This window comes from Xanthomonas cucurbitae (assembly GCF_002939885.1).
Lineage (GTDB): Bacteria > Pseudomonadota > Gammaproteobacteria > Xanthomonadales > Xanthomonadaceae > Xanthomonas > Xanthomonas cucurbitae.
Genome location: NZ_MDED01000006.1, coordinates 117,944 through 141,076, shown reverse-complemented (window position 1 = coordinate 141,076; position 23,133 = coordinate 117,944). Strand labels below are relative to the sequence as shown.

The following is a 23,133-nucleotide window of genomic DNA, read 5'->3' as shown; positions in this document are numbered from 1 at the left end:
ACATCGCGCTTGACGTAGAACTCCAGCGGCTTGCAGGCCAGACGCTCGCTGACATGCTCGCCGATGGCCACCAGCGCGCTGTTGCACTGCGGACAGTTGCAGTTGGCCGGCTCATGCCGGGTTTCTACACGCTCAAGATGCTCGGGTAACGGCTTGCGCCCGGCGTTTGCTGCACGCCGACGCTTCTGGGTCACCGCTGCGGTCTCGCCCTCGGCCTGGAGCGCGGCCAACTGCGCTTCCACTGCGGCGATATCGGCGGCCATGGTGTCTTCGAACAGCTGGCGCTGGTCCGGGTCCATGCGCTCGGTCTTGGCCGAGAATTGCAGCCGGCGCAGGCGGGCGATCTCGGCGGTGAGCGCGGCGATCTGCGCATCGCGCAGGGTGATGGTGCGTTCGCGCGTATCGATCAACGCCTGTTGACGTTCAATGGTGGTGTGCGCGGTCGCCAGCAAGGCGCGCAGCGCCTTGGGATCATCAATGGTATCGAGAGCGGACAGGTCCATGTCCGCCACGATGCCATGGGTTACAGCTGACGCACACCTGCCATTGGTGCAATGGACAAACGCTGCCAGTCCACGCCCACGCACAACCAGACCCATTGCTCAGCGCTCAAGGTCCACGCGGTATCGCCCACACGCGGCCAGATGAAGTGTCCCTGATGCAGCCGGCGCGCGCACAGCCAGACACCATGACGATCAACGCACAGCACCTTGAGGCGGCTACGCGCGCGATTGACGACGACGTAGGCCTCGCCCTCGGCCACGGGGCGATCCAGCACTGACTGCATCTGCAGCAACAGCCGATCCATGCCACAGCGCAGATCCACCGGGGCGGTGACAAGATGCCACGCCGACACGCTCAGCACGCACCAAGCTCGCGCAGCAGACGCGCAAGCCAGCTCGGATCGCCGGCCGCCACGCTGAGGCTGATGCCACCGGCGAGACGGATCTCCACGCTGGTCGTGGGGACGGCGGGGGTGATGTGCAGCGGTAGCGTGGCTGGAAGTGCTGCAGACGCTGCAAGTTTGCCGCGCCAGTAGGTGAAGCTGCTCAACGAGACGCCGTGCTCGCGGCACCACGCCGATGGCATGGCGCCGCTGGCGGACCAGGCAGCAATGCGGTGGGACCAATCATCGTGCTTTGAAGACATCAGGGAGATCCGTTGGGAAGAGCGCGATATCCCAACGGGCTGCTGGCTGCTTGTATAGGTGAGGTTGGCGGACGCTTACAATAGTTTTATATATTTGCGGGAGGGGAAATCGATCTGCGGGGTGATCTTCGTCGTCCCAAGACTCCTTCACTCTGCGGCCAGTCGTTCGAGTCATTGCGGTTGCACCAGCCGGCCCCCGCTGCCGCCTTGGATGTGGGGCGGCGGATCGTGCCGGTTGACTGGGCGGGGACTGCATCGATGACAGTTCCGGTGCGGAATCCGTGGGTGACACGCGGGCCTTGCAAATAGCAGTGGGCGTAGAATCGCCCCATGAGCAACACATCCCCCGACTACCCCACCCTCCAATCCATCGGCTGGCCCTGGCCTGGTCCTCCCGAGGAGGCCGCCTGGCAGGCGATCTTCGCTGCGCATCCGCAGGCATTGCCGGCGCGGGTGGTGGAGCAGCATCGCACCGGCTATGTGGTGGCCGATACGCCGGAGGCAAGCCTGAAGGCCGAGTCGTTGCCGGAGTGGCAGCGTCCGCGCTTTCCCAGCCATGAGCGGGCGGCGGTGGGCGATTGGGTGCTGATGGAGGGCAAGCGCATCGTGGCCTTGCTGCCGCGGCGCACCTCGATCAAGCGCGGGGCGGCCGGTGAGCATTACCACCAGCAGGTGATCGCGGCCAATATCGATACGGTGTTCATCGTGTGCGGGCTGGATGCGGACTTCAATCCGCGCCGCATCGAGCGTTATCTGCTGCTGGTGGGCGGCGGCGGTGCGCAGCCGGTGGTGGTGCTGACCAAGGCCGACCAGACCGAGTACGCCGAGGATGCGTTGGCGGTGCTGGAGGAGCTGGAGGCGCAGAACATTCCGTTGCGTGCGGTCAATGCGCGAGATCCGGCCAGCGTGGCGGCCTTGCGGCCGTGGCTGGGCGATGGGCGTACCGCGGTGCTGGTGGGCTCGTCCGGTGCGGGCAAGTCCACCTTGACCAATACCTTGCTGGGCACCGAGAAGATGAAGACCAACGCGGTGCGCGAGAACGATTCGCGTGGCCGGCATACCACCACGCATCGTGCGTTGATTCCGTTGCCCACCGGTGCCTGCCTGATCGATACACCCGGCATGCGCGAACTCAAGCCTACCGGCGAGGAAGATCTGGCCGAAGGCGGCTTCTCCGATGTGGAGGCGCTGGCGGCGCAATGCCGTTTCAACGACTGCGCGCATATCGCCGAGCCGGGATGCGCGGTGCAGGCGGCGATCGCAGCTGGCGAACTGGATCCGGAGCGAGTGGCCAACTACATGAAGCTGCGCGTGGAAGTGGCCAGCGCGGCGGAAAAACTCGCCATCCGCGTGGCGCAGAACACCCGTGGCAAGGGGTCGGGCAAGCGCCCGGCCAGCGTCGATCGCAGCGGGCGACGCTGAGCATGCCATTGCGCAAGGGTCCGCCGGAGATCGTCCACCACGCGGCGCTGGATGCGCGCCTGGTCAAGGCCGTGCGCGGTGTGCGCCTGCTCGCCCTGGCGAGCTGGCCGCGCGCGCTGCAGGAGCCGTTCCTGCAAAGCGTGGCACGCGGGCAGCCGGAGCTGCCGCAGGTGGAGTACCCGGTACTGGATTTTGCCGATACCCGGCGCGAGCTGTCCGCAATTGCGAAAGCGGCCGATCCACACCACCCGATCGGCGCCTACCTGATCGATTCCACCCATAGCTGGGATCTGGCCGCCGGCCTGCTGGAGTCGCTGGGGACCGCGGCGGTCAGCGATTATTCGGCGCAGTTGTTCGGCGTGCCCGACGACCCGATGCCGGGCAACGGCCCGAGCACGCGCGAGGCGGCGCGGCATTTCATCCAGATCGCGCAGGAGCTGGACCGCGAATTGCTCGCGCCGGAAAAGCAGGTGCCGGTGTCGGCCACCGCCTTGCGCATGCAGTTGCAGAACGACCTGGACGGCTTTTTCGAAGGGCGCGTCATCACCGTGACGCTGGATCCGGATCTGCTGGCCAAGGCGGCGGCCGGCGCGCACCGCATCCGCCTGCGCAGCGGGGCCACCTTCAGCGATTACGACCGCGCGCAGCTGTTCCATCATGAGGCGCTGGTGCATTCGCTCACCGCGCTCAACGGTCGCGCGCAGCTGCATCTGCCCAGCCTGGGGATTTCCTCGCCGCGCACCACCGCGACACAGGAAGGCTTGGCGACATTTGCCGAGCAGATCACCGGCAGCATCGATATCGAACGCATGAAGCGCATCAGTATGCGCATTGAGGCGATTGCGATGGCGCGGGCAGGCGCGAATTTCATAGAGGTGTTTCGCTACTTCACCAATGGCGGGCAGAACGCGGCGGAGAGTTTTTCCTCGGCGCAGCGGGTGTTTCGCGGGGTACCCACCCATGGCGGTGGTGCGTTCACCAAGGACACGGTGTACCTGCGCGGTTTGGTCGCGGTGCACACCTTCTTCCGGCATGCCCTGCAGCGCGACCAGTTGCAGCTGTGCCGCTATCTGTTCGCTGGCAAGATGGCCTTGGGCGATGTGGCGCGGTTTGCGCCACTGTTCGACAGCGGTGTGCTGGTGGCGCCACGCTGGCTGCCGCCGTGGGTGAGCCGGGTCAGCGGGCTGGCCGGCATGCTGGCGTTTTCGTTGTTCGCCAATCGCATCCGCATGGACCAACTGCAGCCGCCAGCGATCAATGTGTGAACTGTGCGACGCAGTGGCCTCTTCGCAATGATGGAGCGACTACATCCATGAACACATTCGATGCTCACCACGCGCTCTACACGATGCTGCAACGGGCAGAACTGCACACTGGCTGCCTCGCCCGAGATGGGCAACAACGCGAGGCAATGCGATGAAGATCCTGATGGTGCTCACGTCCCACGATACGCTGGGCGACACCGGTAAGAAGACCGGCTTCTGGCTGGAAGAGTTTGCCGCGCCGTATTACGTGTTCAAGGACGCTGGTGCCGACATCACCCTGGTCTCGCCCAAAGGCGGCCAGCCGCCGCTGGACCCGAAGAGCGACGAACCCGATGCGCAAACCGAGGCGACCAAGCGCTTCAAGCAGGACAGTGCCGCGCAACAGGCCCTGGCTAGCACGCATCGTCTTGCCGACGTAAAGGCCGACGACTTCGATGCGGTGTTCTACCCGGGTGGCCACGGTCCGTTGTGGGATCTGGCCGAAGACGCGCACTCGATCGCGCTGATCGAAGCCTTTGCCAAGGCCGACAAACCGCATGGTTTGGTCTGCCATGCGCCGGGCGCACTGCGTCGGGTCAAGGGCAGCGACGGCAAGCCGCTGGTCAATGGCCGCCGCGTCACCGGTTTCACCAATGGTGAGGAAGAGGGCGTGGGCCTGACCAAGATCGTGCCGTTCCTGGTGGAAGACGTGCTGACCGAACTCGGCGGGCGCTACGAGAAAGGTGCCGATTGGGGTGAACATGTGGTCGCCGATGGCACGCTGGTGACCGGGCAGAATCCGGCGTCGTCGGAGAAGACCGCGCAGACCCTGCTGGAACTGCTGAAGCGCTGAGTCGCCGGCCGACGTGCGGTTTTGCAGCAGCGGTGGCGAAAGATGCATCGCTGCTGCCACGTGCACAGCGCAGTCTTGGGACAGCGCAGTCTTCGGTATGCCGCCTGCGTTGGGGTATGCCGCTCGAGTGGAAATGCGTGCGAAGCCCCTCTCCCATCGGGAGAGGGGTTGGGGTGAGGGTACGGCCGATGCACCAGCCAAGCCGCCGCACCCACATCGATCAATCAATACGTTCCAACCAGCGCACGGCATACCCCGGCAGTACAAGGCGCATGTCATCGCCCAGTGGTGCTGCAGCCGATTCGCTTCGATCTCCCAACACTCGCCAACGGCCGTTGACCTTGCCCGCAAGCTCCGCGTGCAGCGGTCGATCACTGAAGTTGTGGAGGGCGAGAAAGCTCTCGCCACGCGTCAGTGCAAACAACTGCGCATCAGCCAACCGGATGCTGCCCAGTGATTGATCTGCAGCAAGCACTAGTAGCGCTGCACGTTGCCGAATCAACGCGTGCAGCCGCTGATAGATCTGTCCACTCACACTGTCACGATCATGCCGTTGCGCCGCGCGTTGCCAGTCCATGACCGGCCGATGCAGCCAGCGGCCCTCGTGCCGGCGTTCGGCATCGCGGCGGTAACGGGTGTCGTTGGGCAAGCCGAGTTCGTCGCCCATGTAGATCAGCGGGATACCGGGCATCGCCAGGGCGAGCGCGTAGAGCAGCACCAGCCGGTCCACTGCCAGCGCCAGCGCTGTCGCATCTGCGCTTTCAATGGCCGCCTGGATGCCGGTCAGCGCCGCGGCCATGCCGTTGGTGCCATGCACGCCGTCGCCGCTGCTCTGGAAGGGTTCGCCGCGCGCGTAGCTGCCAGGCACCTCGTTGGCATAGAAGCGCGCGACATCGCGTAGTGCGAAGGGCGGCTGTGCGGCATTGCCTGCCGCTTCGTGCTGCAACACGTTCCAACCGATGTCGTCGTGACAACGCACATAGCTCAGCCACGCGCAGTTGGCCGGCAGCGGTGGGCTGGTGCTGATGACGTGATGCAGGAGATCACCGCGTTGCAGTGCCAATGCCGACCAGCCAGCCGCCATCAGCGTGCTGTGGTAGGCCAGGTGACATTCATGGCCCTGGTCGGCGCCGCTGCCGAAGTACGGTGGCAGTTCGGCCATCGGCACGATGGCTTCGGCCTTCATCGCCACCGCCGGCGCCACGATATCGGCCACCGCACGCAGCGCGACCAGGAGGGTGTGGGCCTCGGGCTGGTTCATGCAATTGGTGCCGGGGCGCTTCCACAGGTAGGCGGTGGAATCCAGGCGGAAGGCTTCCACGCCCAGGTTGGCCAGCTGCAGCAGTGCCAGCGCCATCTCGCCGAACACCGCCGGGTTGCTCCAATTCAGATCCCACTGATAGGGATAGAACGTGGTCCACATCCACTGCCCGGTGGCCTCCATCCAGGTGAAGTTGCCCGGTGCGGTCTTCGGAAAGACCTGCACCAGCGTGCAGTCGTACTGGTCGGGAAGCTGGCGGTCGGCAAAGTGGTGGTAGTAGTCGAGGTAACGCGTGTCGCCGGCCCGTGCGGCGCGGGCCCAGGCATGGTCGTCGGCAGTATGGTTGAGGACGAAGTCCGCACACAGGCTGATGCCGGCCTCGCGCAGCCGTGTGGTGAGCGCGACCAGATCGTCGTTGCTGCCGAGGCTGGGGTCGACCTGGCCGTAGTCGCTGACGGCAAAGCCGCCATCGTTGTCGCCGGCGCGTGCGCGCAGAAACGGTAGCAGGTGCAGGTAGCGCACGCCTAGCTCCTGCAGGTAAGGCACGCGTTCGGCCACGCCCTGCAGCGTGCCGGCAAAACGGTCCACGTAGGCGCTGTAGCCCAGCATGTGCTGCTCGCCGAACCAGCCCGGTTTGCGCGTTGCGTCCAGCTGTTGCAGCGCCTGCGGACGCTGCTGCGCACTGCGGCCAAGCGCAGCCAGCCAGTGTGTGAGCCATTGCGCGTAGTCGCTGCGCTCGCCATACAGCGTGTGCAGCGCCGCCAGCAGGCGCGTTGCGTGGCGATCGAAGCGCGCCAGCAGCGCGCCTGCCTGCGCTGCATCCAGCGACGCGGCAAATGCCGCGCGCCATGAGGTGAGATCGTTGGGGGAGGTGCTCATTGGCAGCGGCCGGGCAGCGCCCGGCACGGGGTCCTTAGAAGTCGTAACGCAGGCTGATGCTGGTGGTACGGCCGGCGATCGAGCGCGCGCGGATGATGCCGTTGGCCGGAATCGTGGCTTCTTCGGCTTCGGTCAGGCCAAAGGTGTTGAACAGGTTGTTGACATTGAGCGCCACGGTGAGCGCGTCGGTCACGCGGTAGTCGCCGAACAGGTTCACCTGCGTATAGCCCGGCATCTTCAACTGGTTGGAATCCTGGGTGTAGGCGTCGGTGGTACCGATCAGGTTCACGCCGAACTGGTAGCCGTCGCCGCGGTAGCTGGGCGTGAGCTGCCACACCACATCGGCTTGGCGACGCGGCACATTGCCGGTGTTTTCCGGGGTGATCTGGTCGCGGGAGATTTCTGCATCGGTCCAGGTCAGGCCGCCGTTGACGGTGAAGCCTTCGTAGCGGTAGCTGGCTTCCAGCTCCACGCCGTGTGCTTGGTAGCTCCGGTTGAAGAAGCGCTGGCTGGTGACTTCGAAGTTTTGCTCCTGGGTACGTGCGGAGAACGCGGTGGCGAACAGGCTCAATCCATCGCGGCGCCACTTCAGGCCGGCTTCGGCCTGGCGTACCACGTTGACGCCTTCATCGGACGATACCGAGCCGTCGTCGCGCACCACGCCGAACAACAACCGGTCTGCGTTGGCGCGTGCGCCGCGGCTGATGCGTGCAAATGCGCCCAGGTCGTCGTTGATCAGGTAATTGGTGCCCAGCGAATACGACAGGTAGTTCCAGTCGTAGTCCACCGGCCGTGCGTTGACGGTGTCCACGGTGGCCACGCGTTGTTCCACCGGCTGGATGACGCCATCGCCGTTGACGTCCAGGTTTTGTGCAATGGCGGTGCCGTTGTAGCTGCCGCGCGCATCGCCCATGTCGTAACGCAGGCTGCCGTCGATGCTGAACTTGCCGCTGTCGAAGGTCAGTGCCACATATGGTGCATTGACGTCGTAGCGCACGTCGTAGCTGCGGGTGATGCAGCAGTCGCCCCAGAACGGTGTGCCATAGGCGTACAGGCCGTTCTGCGAGCGCGACACGCCGCCGGCGTCGACCACGTTGAGCAGGCGCGAATCGCGGCCCAGGCTCTGCACGTAGGAGTTCCAGGTCCAGTCCATATCGATGGTCTGGCGCGAGCTGTAGTAGCCGGCGCGCAGGTTGAGGGTGCGGCCGTCGCCACCGAACTCGCGCGAGACACTGAGGTCGTTGGTGACGTTACCCAGGTCGTTGATGGCGACATTGAACAGATGGGTGCGGATGGCGTTGCCGGTGTAGGCCTGGCCGGCATTGGGGCCACCAGCTTCCACCAGCTGCGCGCCGGCGCCGCCGATGGACGATGCCAGCGATGCGGCATCGGTGACTTCGGCCGGGAACGGGCTGACGAAGCGGCCGCTATTGTCGGCGACGCGGAATTTCTCGCTCAGGTTCCAGCCGTTGCCCAGGTCGAACCAGGCTTCGGCACCGATGGTGCGCGAGATCGGATGCATGCCATCGCCCAGGTCGGTGCGGCGTGCCCGGTTGTTGCCGTCCAGCCCCACATCAGTGCGGAAATTGCGGCTGTACAGGGTGTCGTTGCCGGGATCGAAGCCGGGGAAACCACCCAGGTCCGGCGCGCCATCGCGGCCGCGCACGGAGGTGGGCACCGGCAGGTAGCCGGCGGCGCGGTCGTTGAGGTATTTGCCGTACAGGCGTACGTAGCCGTTGTCGAACAGGCGGGTGAGGTTGGCCTTGAGCTGGCCACCCTTGTCGGTGGTGTAGCCGGCATCGCGCACGCCATCGCCCTGGCGGAAGAAGCCGCCGATGTTGAACTGCCACTGCTCGGCAAACGGCGCGCCGTAATTGAAGTCGATGCGGGTGTTGTCGTAGTCCAGGCCGCGACTGATGCCGACGCTGCCGCCTTCGGTGTCGCCGGTCTTGCTGATGAAGTTGATGATGCCGCCGGGCGCATTGCTGGTGAACGTCGAGGCCGAGCCGCCACGAATCGCCTCGATGCGGTCCAGGGTGAAATCCGAGCGCAGGAAGATGTCGGCGTTGCCGAAGGCGATGTCGCCGAACTCCATCACCGGCAGGCCGTCTTCCTGCAATTGCAGGAACTTGGCACCGCCGGATGCGACGGGGAGGCCGCGCACGGCGATGTTGGCATTGCCTTCGCCGCCGCTGGACTCGGAGCGGATGCCTGGGATGTTGCGGAAGATTTCGGCGGTGCTGCGCGGCGCCGACTGTTCGATGGCCTCGGCGCCGACGGTGCTGACCGAGACGCTGGATTTCAACTTGGTGGTGGCTGTTGAGGTGCCGGTGACGAACACCGCGTCCAGATTGACCGCAGCACTGTCGGCAGCAGGCGGTGTGGCGGGCGGGGCGGCGGGCGTGTTCTGTGCCAGCGCGGCGGGCGCGCACAAGCAGGAGGCGACCGCGCAGGCCAGGGCATGCAGGCGCAGGGTATGCAAGGTGGACATCGCGATTCTCTCTCTCACAAGTTGTGGTCTGCCGACGCCTGCAGCGTCCCCTCCCAGGGGCTGGTCGTGTGGCCTGCAGTGCGAGCACAGTAGTACGCCGGACTACAATCGATTGCAATCCTGCAATGCAGCATTGAAAGGCATTTTTACAGTGTCCATTAAATCCGTAAGATCTGTTGCAATGCAGCGTTACAATCGATTGTATAAGCCGCAGGGTACAGTACGCTGTGGCCATCGGGTGCCGCACCGATGCCCAGGGTTCTACATGTCGTCGACCGCGTCTCCGTTCTCCTTCGCGCGCATCCTGGCACTCAATGCCGGCTTCTTCGGCGTGCAGTACAGCTTCGGGCTGCAGCAGAGCAACATGAGCCCGATCTACAACTACCTGGGCGCCGACCACGCCAGCCTGCCCTACCTGTGGCTGGCCGGGCCGATCACCGGGCTGGTGTTGCAGCCGTTCGTGGGCGCCTGGAGCGACCGCTCGGTGACCCGCTGGGGCCGGCGCATGCCGTACATGGTGCTGGGCGCGTTGGTGTGCAGCCTGTGCCTGCTGGCGATGCCGTTCAGTACCGCGCTGTGGATGGCGGTATGCCTGCTCTGGGTGCTGGATGCGGCCAACAACGTGGCGATGGAGCCTTACCGTGCGTTGGTCAGCGACGTGCTGGCGCCGCCGCAGCGGCCGTTGGGCTATCTCACCCAGAGTGCGTTCACCGGGCTGGCGCAGACGCTGGCGTATCTCACTCCGCCCGTGCTGGTGTGGATGGGCATGAACCAGGACGCCGCCAATGCGCACCATATTCCGTACGTCACCATCGCCGCGTTCGTGATCGGCGCGGGGTTCTCAGCCGCCTCCATCCTGCTCACCGCGCGCAGCGTGCGCGAGCCGGTCATCCCGCCGGCCGAGATTGCGCGCATGCGCGAGCGCGGTGCCGGCCTGGGTGCGGTGGTGCGCGAGATCGGCGGTGCGTTGCGCGACATGCCGCCGACCATGCGCCAGCTGGCGCCGGTGATGCTGTTCCAGTGGTATGCGATCTTCTGCTACTGGCAATACATCGTGCTGTCGCTGTCGACCACCTTGTTCGGTACCACCGACGCCAGCTCGCACGGTTTCCGTGAGGCGGGCCTGGTCAACGGGCAGATCGGTGGTTTCTACAATTTCGTCGCGTTCCTGGCGGCCTTTGCGATGGTGCCAGTGGTCCGCCGTTTCGGTCCCAAGGTCACGCATGCCGCGTGCCTGCTGGCGGCAGGCATCGGCATGTGGATGCTGCCGGGCATCGAAAACCGCTGGCTCCTGCTGCTGCCGATGATCGGCATTGGCCTTGCCTGGGCCAGCATGATGGGCAACCCCTACCTGATGCTGGCCGACAGCCTTCCACCCGAGCGCACCGGCGTGTACATGGGTCTGTTCAATCTGTTCATCGTGCTGCCGATGCTGATCCAGATCGTCACCCTGCCGCTGTATTACGACCGGTTATTGCACGGCGACCCACGTAATGTGATCCGCCTGGCTGGGGCGCTGATGCTGGCCGCGGCGGTGGCGATGCTGTGCGTGCGCATCCGCAAGTCGAAAGTGATCTTGGCAGACTCGTAGGAATACCTGGCTGACATCGCCGGCTGCCGAAGATGCGAGACGTGCATGCCTGCCGGGTTGCCTGGGTTGGCGAATACGGTGGACCGACTGGCCGCCCGTCCCCCTCATCCGCCCTTCGGGCACCTTCTCCCGCAGGCGGGAGAAGGAAGCGGGCTGCCGGCTGGTATCTCCGAAGCCGCGATCCGCAATCCGCAATCCGCAATCCCAATCAGCAATCAGCAATCAGCAATCAGCAATCAGCAATCAGCAATCCGATTTCCAATTCCCGATTCCCGATTCCCGATTCCCGATTCCCGATTCCAGCCTCACGCCGACTCGCGCACCACCAGCTTCACCGGCATTTCAACCGATTCCACTGCTTCGCCTGCGATCAGCGCCAACAGTCGGTCTACCAGCAGGCGCGCGGCCAGGCTCAGATCCTGCCGCACCGTGGTCAGCGGCGGCTGGCTGTAGGCGGCCAGCGGGATGTCGTCGAAGCCCACCAGCGAGATGTCCTGCGGCACGCGGTGGCCGGCCTCGACCAGGGCGCGGATGGCGCCCACGGCAATCACGTCGGAAGCGGCGAACAGGCCATCCGGCGGGTCGGTCTTCTTGAGCATGGCGCGGGTGAGGCGGTAGGCATCTTCGCTGACGAAATGGCTGCGCGCATGCAGCCGGGTGTCGAACTCCAGCCCATGCTGTTCCAGCGCATGACGGTAGCCGGCAAAGCGCGGCGCCACCTCGGGCAGCTGGTCATCGCCAAGGAAGGCGATGCGCTGGCGGCCGCTGGCGATCAGGTGTTCGGTGGCAAGGGCGCCGCCCTGGAAGTTGTCGCTGCCTACGCTGATGTACGACTGCCCATCGATGCGGCTGCCCCACACCGCCATCGGCAGGCCGTCGCGTGCGGCCTGGTCCAGCGCGGTGTGTTCGGAACTTTGCCCCAGCACGATCACCCCATCGGAGCGGTTGCCGCGTGCGAGCTGTTCCACCCAGCCATCCTGGTGCCGGTCCAGCTTGGATAGCAGCATGCTGTAGCCGCGGCCGGTGAGTTCTTCGGCCAGCAGCGCCAGCATGGTCATCAGGAACGGATCGGACAGCGGTTGATCCAGCGCATGCATCAGCGGCACCGCCACGCTTACCGTGTTGGAGCGCTTGGCACGTAGGCTGCGCGCGACCGGGTCGACCTGGTAGCCGGCATCGGCGGCGATCTGCTTGATGTAGGCGCGGGTCCGCTCGGCCACCACCGGGCTGCCGGCCAAGGCACGCGACACGGTGGACTCGGACACACCCGCCATGCGCGCGATGTCGGCCATCTGCGGGCGTGCATTGGGCGGGGTGCGTTCTGAAGGTTTGGCCATGGCAGCGCACTGCGGAAAAGCCAGAGTGTAATCAGTTCGCATTGCAGGCGGGTCGTTCGCGCAGTGGCGGCCGCTTGTGCGCGCGGGCAGGGCGCATACGCGCCCGGATCTTCTAGCCGTGTGGACGCTGCCGTAGATCGAGCGCCGGAGGTGCGGGGCAGGCGGGCAGCGGAACCTGCAGCCGTGCGCGGCGAGAGCGTGCTGTGCGTGCAGCGCAACGGCCGTGGGTCGCGCGCCCGCTCAACCCATGTAGAGGCCGCCGTTGACCGCGTAGTCGGCACCGGTGACATAGGCCGCATCGTCAGACGCCAGCCAGGCGCACAGGCCGGCCACTTCCGAGGGCTTGCCCAGGCGGCGTACCGGCACCGAGGTGGCCAGGCGGTCGAGCACATCCGGTGGAAAGCTGCTGATCGAGGCGCTGGCGATATAGCCGGGCGAAATGGTGTTGACGGTGACCCCGCGCGAGGCGACTTCCTGCGCCAGTGCGCGGCTGAAGCCATGCATGGCCGCCTTGGCGGTGGCAAAATTGATCTGCCCGATCTGGCCCTTGTGCGCGCTGACCGAACCGATGTTGACGATGCGCCCCCACCCGCGCGAGGTCATGCCGTCGACCACCTGCTTGGTGATGTTGAACAGCGAATGCAGGTTGCTGGCGATCACCGCATTCCAGTCGTCGCGGCTCATCTGACGGAACAAGGTGTCGCGGCTACCGCCGGCGTTATTGACCAGCACATCGATCTCGCCCACTTCGGCCTTGACCTTGGCGAATGCGGCGACGGTGGAATCCCAATCGGCGGCATTGCCCTCGGACGCCACGAAATCAAAGCCCTGCTCGCGCTGCTCGCGCAGCCAGGCTGATTTGCGCGGCGAATTGGGGCCGCAACCGGCCACCACGGTATGCCCGCTGCGCGCCAGCTTCTGGCAGATCGCGGTACCGACACTGCCCATGCCGCTGGTGACGTATGCAATGCGGAGAGTCATTTGTTTTAACTCCTTCGGAGTTTGGGAATGGGGAATCGGGAGTGGGGAATCGGTAGAGCAAGAGCCGCTTTTGCGGTTTCTTTTCTTCTACGTGGAAGTCAAGAATCGAAACGGCCGCACGGCGCCGCTCTTACGATTCCCGATTCCCGACTCGCCATTCCCGGCAGCGGTCAGCGCGCCAACGGGAAGAGACCAAACACCAACCCGCCGCCCAGCATCAGCAGCGAGATCAGCACCGCCCACTTCAGCGTGAAGCGTTGGTGGTCGGCGAAATCCACCTTGGCCAGGCCGACCAACAAGTAGGTCGATGGCACCAGGGGGCTGAGCAGATGCACCGGCTGGCCGGCCAGCGAGGCGCGCGCCATTTCCACCGGGGTGATGCCGTAGTGGCCGGCGGCTTCGGACAGGATGGGCAGCACGCCGAAATAGAACGCGTCGTTGGACATGAAGAACGTAAACGGCATGCTGACGATGGCGGTGATGACTGCCAGGTACGGCCCCCAGCTATCGGGAATCACCGCCAGGAAGCTGCGCGACATGGCCTCCACCATGCCGGTGTTGGACAGGATGCCGGTGAAGATGCCGGCGGCAAAAATCAGCGACACAACCGACAGCACGTTGCCGGCATGGTTGACCAAGCGACGGCGTTGTTCGGCCAGATTGGGATAGTTAATCATCAGCGCCAGCGCAAAGCCGATCATGAACAACACCGGCATCGGCAGCACGCCCACCACCAGTGCGGCCATCAACGCCAGGGTCAGCACCAGGTTCACCCACAGCAGCTTGGGGCGCTTGATGTCGTCGGTGTCTTCCACGCGCGGCAATGCGTCGTTGTCATCGGGCAGGCTGGTCTCCAGCCAATTGCCATCGGCCGGTAGGCGCACCACGCCCAGGCGTCGGCGCTCGCGCATGCCCAGCCACCACGCCAGCACAAGGATGCCGGCAATGGCCAACAGCATGGCCGGCACCAGCGGCACGAACACATCGGCCGGATCCACGTGCAGGGCGGTGGCGGCGCGCGCGGTGGGGCCACCCCATGGGGTCAGGTTCATCACGCCACCAGCGAGGATGGTCACGCAGGTCATGTTGAGCGCGTTCATGCCCAGGCGCTGGTACAGCGGCAGCATCGCCGAGACGGTAATCATGTAGGTGGTGGAGCCGTCACCGTCCAGCGAGATCAGCATCGCCAGGATCGCCGTGCCCATCACAATCTTAAGCGGGTCGCCTTTGACCAGGCGCAGGATGCGCCCGACCAGCGGGTCGAACAGGCCGGCATCGATCATCACTCCGAAGTAGAGGATGGCGAACATCAGCATCACGCCGGTGGGCGCGATCTTCTTGATGCCGTCGAGCATCATCTCGTTGATGCCGGTACCGAAGCCGCCCAGCAACGCGAACACGATCGGCACCGTAATCAGCGCCACCAAGGGCGACAGCCGCTTGCTCATGATGAGGTACATGAAGGTCATCACCATTCCGAAACCGAGCGCGGTCAGCATGCGGGCGAATCCTTTGGGGCGTGCAACAGGGGAGGATGAAACCCATCGAAGCGCGGGGCGCGCGGCGATGGCGAGACGGATGGATAGGTGCGCAGGGCAGTACGCGTGCGTCTGCGTGTTGAAGACGCATCGCCTCGCCGCAGGAGCGGCGTCGTGGCCGCATGAACATGCGCCATGCAGCTGTTACGTTGACCGTTGGCGCGACAGTGCGGTGCATCAGAAGTCGTACTGGAAGCGGCCGGTCACCGCCAGCGTGTGGTCCACCACCGCATCCATGGTGCGATCGCGGTTGCGGCTGTCGATGACGTTGAGCATCACGCGCAGGTTCGGCTTGAAATACCAGTTGCCGCCCAGCGTCCACGATTGCGTGCTGGCATCGATGAAGTTGGGCTGGCCATCCATGTGCTGGTCGCCGCGCATGTAGTCGTAACGCAAGGCCAGTTCGAACGCGCCACGGCGATGATTGGGCGTGGCGATGCGGCTGAAGCGGCCGGTCTTGCGGTCGTAGCCGCGCGATTCGCCGGTGACGAACCAGCTGACCAGGCCATAGCTGGCCAGCACCTTGGCATGCTGGCTGCCATCGTCGAGCAGGCCGCCGCTGAATTCGCTCTGCCACGACCATGGGCCGAGCACTTCGGCATATTCCAGCGACCACTTGTCGAAATCGGTATCGCGGCCATCGGCAAACCGCGCCAGGGTGATGCGGCTGTTGTTGGCCAGATCGTTTTCCGGCCGCGGGCGGATCAGCAGCGGTGCGGTGCCGGCGCTGCCGGGACGCGCGTAGCGCTCGTGCGCCAGGGAGACACCCAGATGGCGCAGGCGCGCCTGGCCCATTTCCGGTGCGAAGGTCAGGCGCGTGCCCAGTGCGCCACCCTTGGTGGCCGAGTTGTCGATGCTTTCCAGGCTGTAGAGCGCCGTGGACCAGGTGGCATCCGGGCGATTGGCCTGCCAGGAGATCGCCTTGCGGTAGATCGGCGCCAGCGTGGTGGCCGCATAGCCGCGTTCCAGGAACGGACCGTAGTTGGAGCCGGTGCGGTCGTCCAGCGAGAAGTACTGCTTGAACTGCCCCACGGTCAGCGTGCCGGCCGCGAACTTCTTGGCGAGATAGACATCGCGCGCCAGGATGCCGCGGCTTCCGGGTTCGTACTGCAGGCCGGCGAATTCTGCTTCGGCCTTGTAGTTGAAGCCGTAGAACTTGCCGGCCACATCCAGCCAGGCACGGCGGACCTGGGTGTCGTTGCGCTCGGGTGCACCGCGTTCGTCGTTATCGAATACGGTGAAATCCCAATGGAGACGCCCACCCAGTTCGGCAGTGACCGGCCCTTCGTCATCGGCCGCATGTGCCGCCGGTGCCAGGCAGAGTGCAGCACAGACAGTGAAGGCACGCAGGCGCAAGGTGTCGTTGCTCACAGACTCTCCAGGGACATGTGTGGATCACGTTCAGCGATTTACCGCACAGACCGCCGCGGCGCGTTGGCAGCAGCCTAGTCCCGGGAAGCTGTCATGGACCTGTCGTTGGGGGGGAATGGGGAATCGGGAATGGGGAATCGCAAGAGCGGGATTGGGGCAGCGGAATTGTCGGGGCGTAGAAGCTTTTATTCGCCGGGCCTGTTACCTTCCGGCCGCGACCCATCGCCGTTCCGATTCCCCATTCCCGATTCCCCATTCATGCGCCTGCTGCTAGTCGAAGACAATGCCGACCTCGCCGATGCCATCGTGCGGCGGATGCGTCGTAGCGGGCATGCGGTGGATTGGCAGGCGGATGGGTTGGCCGCGGCGAGCGTGTTGCGGTATCAGAGCTTCGATCTGGTGGTGCTGGATATCGGCCTGCCAAAACTCGACGGATTGCGCGTGCTGGCCGGGATGCGCGAGCGTGGCGACTCCACGCCGGTGCTGATGCTGACCGCGCGCGATGGCATCGAAGACCGTGTGCAGGCGCTGGATGTCGGCGCTGATGATTACCTGGGCAAGCCGTTCGATTTCCGCGAGTTCGAAGCGCGCTGCCGCGTGCTGCTACGGCGTAATCGCGGCCAAGCCAGCGAGGTGGTGCAGATCGGCGGATTCGTGTTCGATAACGCCGCACACACGTTGATGCTCGACGGCACGCCGATCGAATTGCCCAACCGCGAATACCGCTTGCTGGAAATCCTGATCGGGCGCTTGGGCCAGGTAGTGGGCAAGGACGAGATCGGCAACGGCCTGTTCGGTTTTGACGACGATGCCGGGCCGAACGCGATCGAGCTGTATGTCGGCCGCCTGCGGCGCAAGCTGGCAAGCGCGCCGCTGCGCATCGTCACCGTGCGTGGCGCCGGCTACAAGCTGGAAGCAGCCGACCCGCATGCACCGGTGGAGCCGGGTAGCGATGGCTGAGCCGCTGATGGTGGCGCCGTCGATCCGGCGCACCTTGCTGCTGTACCTGGGCAGCCTGTCGCTGCTGGGCGCGGTGGTGCTGTTCTTTGCCGCGCGCGACTACGGCGAGCGCGCGGCCAATCGTTCCTATGACCACCTGCTGGTGTCCTCGGCACTGTCCATCGTCGACAGCGTGGCATTGGTCGGCGGCCACTGGCAGGTGGATCTGCCGTATGCCTCGTTGGACCTGCTCGGCATGGCGCCGGAAGATCGCGTGTTCTATCGCGTCTTCGACGCGCAGGGCCGCACCATCACCGGCGAGGACAGCTTGCCGATGCCGGCGCAGGTACCCAGCGATAAGCGGCCGGTGTTGTTCGATGCGCAGTACAGCGGCGAGCCGGTGCGCTTTGCGGTGGTGATGAATCGGGTGGCTTCGGCTTCCGAGCAGGGCGAGGTGCGCGTGCAGGTCGGCCAGACCCGGCGTGCGCGCGATGCGGTGGCGCGCGATGTGGTGCTCAATGCCTTGATCGCGATCGGGGTGTTGTCACTGCTGGCGCTGGGCCTGGTGTGGTTGGGCGTGTACCGCGCGTTGCGGCCGTTGCAGCGGATCGAGCGCGATCTGTCGCGGCGCGAGCCGTCCGACCTCAAGCCCCTGAGCGTGCCGGCACCGCAGGAAATGCAGCTGATGGTGACCGCGCTCAATCGCTTCATGGCACGGCTGTCGTCCAGCAACGAGACCTTGCGTGCGTTCATGGCCGAAGCCGCGCACCAGATGCGCACGCCGCTGGCCGCCTTGCGTGCGCAGGCGCAGCTGGCCATGGACGACGACGACCCGCGCGAGATGCAGCGCAGCCTGGCCGCGATCGAGCGCAATGCCAGCCACATGAGCCGCTTGCTCAACCAGTTGCTCAGCGATGCCAGCGTGATCCATCGCGCCAACCTGCAGCGCTTCGCCACCGTGGATCTGGCCGAAGTACTGCACCAGGCGCTGCACGAGGCCTTGCCGCGCAGCGAGGGCGCACCGCGCGTGCAACTGGCCATCGACCCGCAACCGGCGCTGTTGCGCGGCGATGCGCTGCTGCTACGCGAAGCGCTCAAGAACCTGATCGACAACGCCTGCAAGTACGGCGCTGGCGCACCGCTGCAGGTGGCACTGACCAGCGACGGATATCAGCACGTGCTCACCATCGCCGACCATGGCCCCGGCATCCCGGCCGCCGAAGCCGAGCGTGTGTTCGAGCGGTTCGTGCGCGGTCCGGATGCACCTGCCGGCGGCGCCGGGCTGGGACTGGCCATCGTCAAGCGCGTGGTGCAGGCGCATGGCGGACGCATCGATCTGGCCAACCGGATCGGCGGCGGCCTGATCGCCTCGCTGCATTTCCCTGGAGGAACCGCATGATGCGTGCGGCATGGCTACTGGTGTTATTGCTGCTGCAAGGTGTTGCCGCTGCGGCGCCGGGCGAAGTGCGGCGGTTTCCGGCACGCGGTGCCGCACAGGCGCAGCTGCGCGTGCAGGGCTCCACCGACCTGGAGGTGTTTGCGGCGGTGATCCAGGACTACCAGCGCCTGCATCCCACCACCGAAGTGGTGTACGAGGACGTGATTGCCTGGGACATCTACGATCACTACCTGCACCCGGGCGGAAACGCGATCCAGGCGGACATGCTGATCAGTGCCAGCATGGATCTGCAGACCAAGCTGGTGAACGATGGCCACGCATTGGCGCACCGTTCTGCGCAGACCGAGGCATTGCCGGCCTGGGCGCAATGGCGGCACGAAGTGTTTGGCATCAGCTACGAGCCGGTCGCCATCGTTTACAATACGCGCAAGCTCGATCCCGCGCGGGTGCCGCGCACACGGCGGCAGTTGCTGGCATTGCTGCGCGCAGCCGACGCGCCATTGCGCGGCAAGGTGGGTACCTACGATGTGGGGCGCAGTGGCGTGGGCTATTTGTTCGCCACCCAGGACGGCCAGGTGGGCAGCATTGCCGGCGCGCTGCTGGCCGCGCTGGGGGCGAACCAGGTCAGGCTGGAAGAGCGCACCGGCACCTTGCTTGATCTCGTCAGCCGCGGCGAGTTGTTGCTGGCCTACAACGTGCTCGGGTCTTACGCACAGGCGCGCATCGATGCCGGCGCGCCGCTGGGGATCGTGCAGCCGCAGGACTACACGCTGGTGGCGCTGCGCACCGCGGTGATTCCCAGGACCGCACCGCACGCGCCGGAGGCGCGCAGGTTCCTCGATTATCTGCTGTCGCCGCGCGGCCAGCAGGTGCTGTCGCGCGAAGCGCGGCTGATGCCGATCCTGCCCGCCGCCGGCGGTCGTGGTGGTTCGGCGCAACCGCCGTTCCGGCCGATTCCGCTTGGCCCTGGCCTGCTGGTGTATCTGGATAAGCTCAAGCGCCGTCAGTTCCTGGAAGCCTGGCTGGCCAGTACGGCGCCACCGCGCTAGCGCAGGCGGCAACCTCGTGCTGCAATGGTGATCGAGGCGAGCGGCAATGTGCGCCGCCGCGCGATGTCCGGCGCTGCATGCGGGTGTGTTCTGGCGGTGTCCGCGCGCGCTCCCGTCGCCTGCGTGCATGCAGGGGCAAGCGTCGGTGCGGCACAGTGAGGCGTCGCTGTGCCAGACTTGGCGCATGGCCGATCCCACCATTCTCGTCGCCGACGACCACCCGTTGTTTCGTGCCGCCGTGATCCATGTGCTGCGGCAGACCCTCCCGCAGGCCGAGGTGGTGGAGGCCTCCAGTGCCGCCACGCTGAGTGCGATGCTGTGTGCGCATCCGCACGCCGAGCTGGTGCTGCTGGACTTGGCCATGCCGGGTGCGCGCGGGTTTTCGGCGCTGCTGCACGTGCGCGGCGAACACCCGGACATTCCGGTGGTGGTGATCTCCTCCAACGATCACCCGCGGGTGATCCGGCGGGCGCAGCAATTCGGCGCGGCCGGCTTCATTCCCAAATCCACTCCGGCCGAAACCATCGGCACGGCGGTCGCCAGCGTGCTCGACGGATGCACCTGGTTTCCACCGATGACCGCCGAACGCTCGGAGGCCGATGCGCAACTGGCCTCCAAGCTGGCGCAATTGACTCCGCAACAGTTCCGCGTGCTGCTGAGCCTGGCCGACGGCTTGCTCAACAAGCAGATCGCGCACGAGCTGGGGCTGGCCGAAAACACCGTGAAGGTGCACGTGACCGCCATCTTGAAGAAGCTCGACTGCTACAGCCGCACCCAGGCTGCCGTGCTGGTCAAGGCCTTGGAGCCGGAAGGCGAGGGCTGAGGCAGCTTGCCGGGCGGCCGGCGCCGGGTGCCTCCGGTACGCTGTTTGGCCGCACCTGGCACACACGCAGGCTGGCGCAATGCCACCACCACTGCCCCGTGGGAGCTGCGGTCAGCCCCGCCGCAACAGCATCTGAGTGACCAGTGCGCGCAGCGCCGGCGGTCGCACCGGCTTGGACAAAAAGCCCCAGCCGGCTTCGCGCGCATGGTCGCGCAATGCGGAGCTGGGTTCGGCGGTGACCAGGATCACGCGCGGCTCGCGTTGCCAGTGCCCGACCAGTTGGGGCAGCAGCATCGGGCCGTAGTGGGCGCCCATGCGCACGTCCAGTAGCAGCAGTTCAGGGGCCTCGCCGGCGGTGGCGGTGGCCAGCGCAGCGTCCGGGCCGCCCACGAAATCCACCCGGCATTCCCAGCGCTCCAGCAAGGCGCGCGTGGCCTCGCACACGCGCGGGTCGTCGTCTACGCACCACACCCGGCAGCCGTGCAGGATGGGGTCGTTGCCGGGTTCGGCAAGCATGCTGGTTGGCGGCAGCTGCTGGGCGATGGCGGCGCGTTCGCCCAACGGCAGGGTGACCGAAAACACGCTGCCGCGACCGAGTGTGGAGCGCAGGCCGATGCGGTGCCCCAGCAGCCGGCCGATGCGTTCGACGATCGCCAGGCCCAGGCCGGCGCCGCGATCGTTGGCCACGCCATCGTCCAGGCGGCGGAACTCCTCGAAAATTTCGTGCTGCAAGGCCTCCGGGATGCCTGGCCCCTGGTCGTGGACTTCGATACGCACGCCGTTGCCGTGCCTGCGGCATCCGATCAGCACACGTCCGCGCGGGGTGTAGCGGATCGCGTTGGACAGGAAATTCTGCAGGATGCGGCGCAACAGGGTTTCATCGCTCAACACCACTGCCGAGGTCGCTACCCATTCCAGGGTCAGGCCGCGGTCTCCGGCCAGAATGCCGAATTCGCGCGCCAGGGTTTCCAGCAGCGGGGCGAGTGCGAAGTGGTGCACCTGCGTCTTCAGGCTGCCGGCTTCCAGGCGCGAGATGTCGAGCAGGCTGTTGAGGATGGCATCCTGGGCGGCCAGCGCGCCGTCGATGTTGTCGACCACGCGCACGCTGCCGGCCTCGCGCAGCTGCCCACGCAGCACCGAGACGAACATGCGCGCGGCGTTGAGCGGTTGCAGCAGATCGTGCACCGCCGAGGCAACGAAGCGCGTCTTGTAGCGATTGGCGCTTTCGGCTTCGCGCTTGGCCGCAGCCAGGTCACGGGTGCGCTCGGCCACGCGGTGCTCCAGCGCATCGGCCAGCGAGCGCAGTTCGCGTGCGGCGTTCTTGTAGCTGGTGATGTCGGCGTAGCTGGTGACAAACCCGCCGTCGGGCAGCGGATTGCCGCGGATTTCCAGCACCGTGCCGTCTTCTTTCTCGCTCTCGCGCATATGCGGCCTGCCGCTGCGCAGGTGATTGAGGCGTCGCTCGATGGCCGCTTCGATCGGCCCCGGTCCGAGCAGTCCACGGCGGGCGTTGTAGCGGAACAGGTCCTCGATCGGGCGGCCGATCTGGAGCAGTTCCGACGGGAAACGGAACAGTTCCACATAGCGCGAATTCCAGGCGACCAGGGTGAGCGCAGCGTCGATCACCACCACGCCCTGCGGCAGGTGTTCCAGGCTGCGGCTCAGGCCGGCATTGGCCTGCTGCGCGGCAGTGACCACGCCGTCCTGGGCGGTGCGCAATTCTTCGGCATGCTGTTGCAGCACTGCTTCCAGCTCATGCCGACTGCGCTGGCGCAGCGCCGAGAGCCGCCGCCGCTGTTGCACGAACAGCCACAGCAACGCCAACGCCAGCCAGGCCCCGGCGGCGGCGATCGCGGCAGCGCGACCGGCCGCGCCGCTGGTGCGGGTGTCATGCAGCAGATGCAGGTTCCAGCCGCTCTCCGGCACTTCCAGGGTCTGCCACAGCACGGGCGCTTCCAGCAGCGGGTCGCGCACATCCACCAGCATGCCGCCATCGCCGGTCTGCTCGATCAGGCGCCTGCGCAGCGGCAGCAGGCCCTGGTTGGCGTACTGGCGCGTGCTGCGCAGTTCGCTGCGGTCACGCGGGCTCAGTGGTGCCAGCATGCGGTAGCGCCAGTGGGGGCGACTGGCCAGGAACACCACGTCATGCGTATCGGAGGCCAGCACGATGTCCGGCGTCTGCAGCCACTCGCGCTCCAGCGCGGCCAGCGCAATCTTGATGACCACCACGCCCTGCACCTGGCCGGCGTTGTCGACGATGGCCTGCGACAGGAAATAGCCCGGCTCGCTGGTGGTCATGCCGATGCCGTAGAAGTTGCCGCTGCCATTGGCCAGCGCCTGCTGGTAATAAGGCCGGAATGCGTAGTCCACCCCCACGTTGCTGCGCGCCGCGCGCCAGTTGCTTGCCGCCAGCGCGATGCCGTTGCGGTCGATCAAGGTCAGCGTGGACGACTGGGTGACATTGTTGGCGCGTTCGAGCTTGCGATTGAGCTGCTCCACCTGCGCGGGCGATAACGGTCCCGACACCGCCGCGCGCAGCTGTGCATCCAGCGCCAGGATCTGCGGCAGGGTGCGGTAGCGATCCACCCGTTGCTGCAGTGCCTGCGCATACAGGCCCAGCTGGCGGCGCACCGCAGTGCTTTCCTCGCGCAGCGCGCTCTGCTGCACGAAGTGCCCGGCCGCGAGCATGGCCACGACCATGCCCCCCAGCACGATGACCAGTGTGAGCAGCAGACGGCGGCGTTGCGAGGCGTACATGGCGGTAAGTATGGCCGAGGCATGCCGCAAACGACGACGGCCGCACCTG

The 23,133-nt window shown here is 65.9% G+C and carries 18 protein-coding genes; 8 read left to right on the top strand and 10 right to left on the bottom strand.

The genetic code is table 11. The annotated features are described in order from the left end of the window. The 3 genes from XcuCFBP2542_RS05490 to tnpA all read right to left on the bottom strand — a co-directional run. Window positions 1-503 (bottom strand): IS66 family transposase (locus tag XcuCFBP2542_RS05490; RefSeq protein ID WP_211292980.1); only part of this gene is annotated, 503 nt, incomplete at its 3' end. Window positions 504-523: 20 nt separating this feature from the next. Next, entirely contained in the window at window positions 524-856 is a 333-nt protein-coding gene (gene tnpB, locus XcuCFBP2542_RS05485) for an IS66 family insertion sequence element accessory protein TnpB (protein WP_276329806.1), read from the bottom strand. Window positions 857-858: 2 nt separating this feature from the next. Continuing rightward, complete coding sequence (tnpA, locus tag XcuCFBP2542_RS05480) at window positions 859-1,149, bottom strand: IS66 family insertion sequence element accessory protein TnpA (RefSeq protein ID WP_146090301.1); 291 nt, start codon at window positions 1,147-1,149, stop codon at window positions 859-861. 330 nt (window positions 1,150-1,479) lie between these two features. Between tnpA and rsgA the strand changes: the two genes are divergently transcribed. The 3 genes from rsgA (at window position 1,480) to XcuCFBP2542_RS05465 (ending at window position 4,668) form a co-directional block, all read left to right on the top strand. Further along, a complete protein-coding gene (gene rsgA, locus XcuCFBP2542_RS05475) occupies window positions 1,480-2,571 on the top strand; it encodes a ribosome small subunit-dependent GTPase A (RefSeq protein ID WP_104602602.1) in 1,092 nt (363 codons plus the stop codon). 2 nt (window positions 2,572-2,573) lie between these two features. Further along, complete coding sequence (locus XcuCFBP2542_RS05470; protein WP_104602601.1) at window positions 2,574-3,836, top strand: flavohemoglobin expression-modulating QEGLA motif protein; 1,263 nt, start codon at window positions 2,574-2,576, stop codon at window positions 3,834-3,836. Between the two features lie 151 nt (window positions 3,837-3,987). Further along, window positions 3,988-4,668, top strand: coding sequence for a type 1 glutamine amidotransferase domain-containing protein (locus tag XcuCFBP2542_RS05465; RefSeq protein WP_104602600.1), 681 nt, complete (start codon window positions 3,988-3,990; stop codon window positions 4,666-4,668). Window positions 4,669-4,888: 220 nt separating this feature from the next. Here the strand turns inward: XcuCFBP2542_RS05465 and XcuCFBP2542_RS05460 are convergent, their stop codons facing one another. Further along, window positions 4,889-6,808, bottom strand: a complete 1,920-nt coding sequence (locus tag XcuCFBP2542_RS05460) for an alpha-amylase family protein (protein WP_104602599.1) — start codon at window positions 6,806-6,808, stop codon at window positions 4,889-4,891. A 34-nt stretch (window positions 6,809-6,842) separates the two neighbouring features. Next, complete coding sequence (locus tag XcuCFBP2542_RS05455) at window positions 6,843-9,299, bottom strand: TonB-dependent receptor (RefSeq protein ID WP_170066954.1); 2,457 nt, start codon at window positions 9,297-9,299, stop codon at window positions 6,843-6,845. 265 nt (window positions 9,300-9,564) lie between these two features. Between XcuCFBP2542_RS05455 and XcuCFBP2542_RS05450 the strand changes: the two genes are divergently transcribed. Then, a complete protein-coding gene (locus tag XcuCFBP2542_RS05450; RefSeq protein WP_104602597.1) occupies window positions 9,565-10,890 on the top strand; it encodes an MFS transporter in 1,326 nt (441 codons plus the stop codon). A gap of 305 nt (window positions 10,891-11,195) precedes the next feature. Here XcuCFBP2542_RS05450 and XcuCFBP2542_RS05445 read toward each other — a convergent pair whose 3' ends face one another. The 4 genes from XcuCFBP2542_RS05445 to XcuCFBP2542_RS05430 form a co-directional block, all read right to left on the bottom strand. Then, entirely contained in the window at window positions 11,196-12,227 is a 1,032-nt protein-coding gene (locus XcuCFBP2542_RS05445; protein ID WP_104602596.1) for a LacI family DNA-binding transcriptional regulator, read from the bottom strand. A 240-nt stretch (window positions 12,228-12,467) separates the two neighbouring features. Continuing rightward, window positions 12,468-13,208 (bottom strand): acetoacetyl-CoA reductase, encoded by a 741-nt coding sequence (gene phbB, locus XcuCFBP2542_RS05440; protein WP_064510408.1) that lies wholly within the window; start codon window positions 13,206-13,208, stop codon window positions 12,468-12,470. Window positions 13,209-13,378: 170 nt separating this feature from the next. Further along, the gene (locus tag XcuCFBP2542_RS05435; protein WP_104602595.1) at window positions 13,379-14,707 is read right to left on the bottom strand and encodes a CitMHS family transporter; all 1,329 of its coding nucleotides are present in this window, start codon (window positions 14,705-14,707) and stop codon (window positions 13,379-13,381) included. A gap of 216 nt (window positions 14,708-14,923) precedes the next feature. Continuing rightward, the gene (locus XcuCFBP2542_RS05430; RefSeq protein ID WP_104602594.1) at window positions 14,924-16,117 is read right to left on the bottom strand and encodes an OprO/OprP family phosphate-selective porin; all 1,194 of its coding nucleotides are present in this window, start codon (window positions 16,115-16,117) and stop codon (window positions 14,924-14,926) included. Between the two features lie 258 nt (window positions 16,118-16,375). Between XcuCFBP2542_RS05430 and XcuCFBP2542_RS05425 the strand changes: the two genes are divergently transcribed. From XcuCFBP2542_RS05425 to XcuCFBP2542_RS05410, 4 genes are all read left to right on the top strand, one after another. Continuing rightward, entirely contained in the window at window positions 16,376-17,077 is a 702-nt protein-coding gene (locus XcuCFBP2542_RS05425; RefSeq protein ID WP_104602593.1) for a response regulator transcription factor, read from the top strand. Beyond that, a complete protein-coding gene (locus tag XcuCFBP2542_RS05420) occupies window positions 17,070-18,455 on the top strand; it encodes a sensor histidine kinase (RefSeq protein WP_104602592.1) in 1,386 nt (461 codons plus the stop codon). The genes XcuCFBP2542_RS05425 and XcuCFBP2542_RS05420 overlap by 8 nt, the downstream gene beginning before the upstream one ends. Continuing rightward, on the top strand, window positions 18,455-19,504 hold the full coding sequence (locus tag XcuCFBP2542_RS05415) for an ABC transporter substrate-binding protein (protein WP_104602615.1): 1,050 nt from the start codon (window positions 18,455-18,457) through the stop codon (window positions 19,502-19,504). The genes XcuCFBP2542_RS05420 and XcuCFBP2542_RS05415 overlap by 1 nt, the downstream gene beginning before the upstream one ends. 184 nt (window positions 19,505-19,688) lie before the next feature. Next, window positions 19,689-20,327 carry a response regulator gene (locus XcuCFBP2542_RS05410; RefSeq protein ID WP_104602614.1) on the top strand — a complete coding sequence of 213 codons (639 nt, stop codon included), beginning with the start codon at window positions 19,689-19,691 and terminating at the stop codon, window positions 20,325-20,327. 111 nt (window positions 20,328-20,438) lie between these two features. Here XcuCFBP2542_RS05410 and XcuCFBP2542_RS05405 read toward each other — a convergent pair whose 3' ends face one another. After that, complete coding sequence (locus tag XcuCFBP2542_RS05405) at window positions 20,439-23,084, bottom strand: hybrid sensor histidine kinase/response regulator (protein ID WP_104602591.1); 2,646 nt, start codon at window positions 23,082-23,084, stop codon at window positions 20,439-20,441. Between the last annotated feature and the right edge of the window lie 49 nt (window positions 23,085-23,133).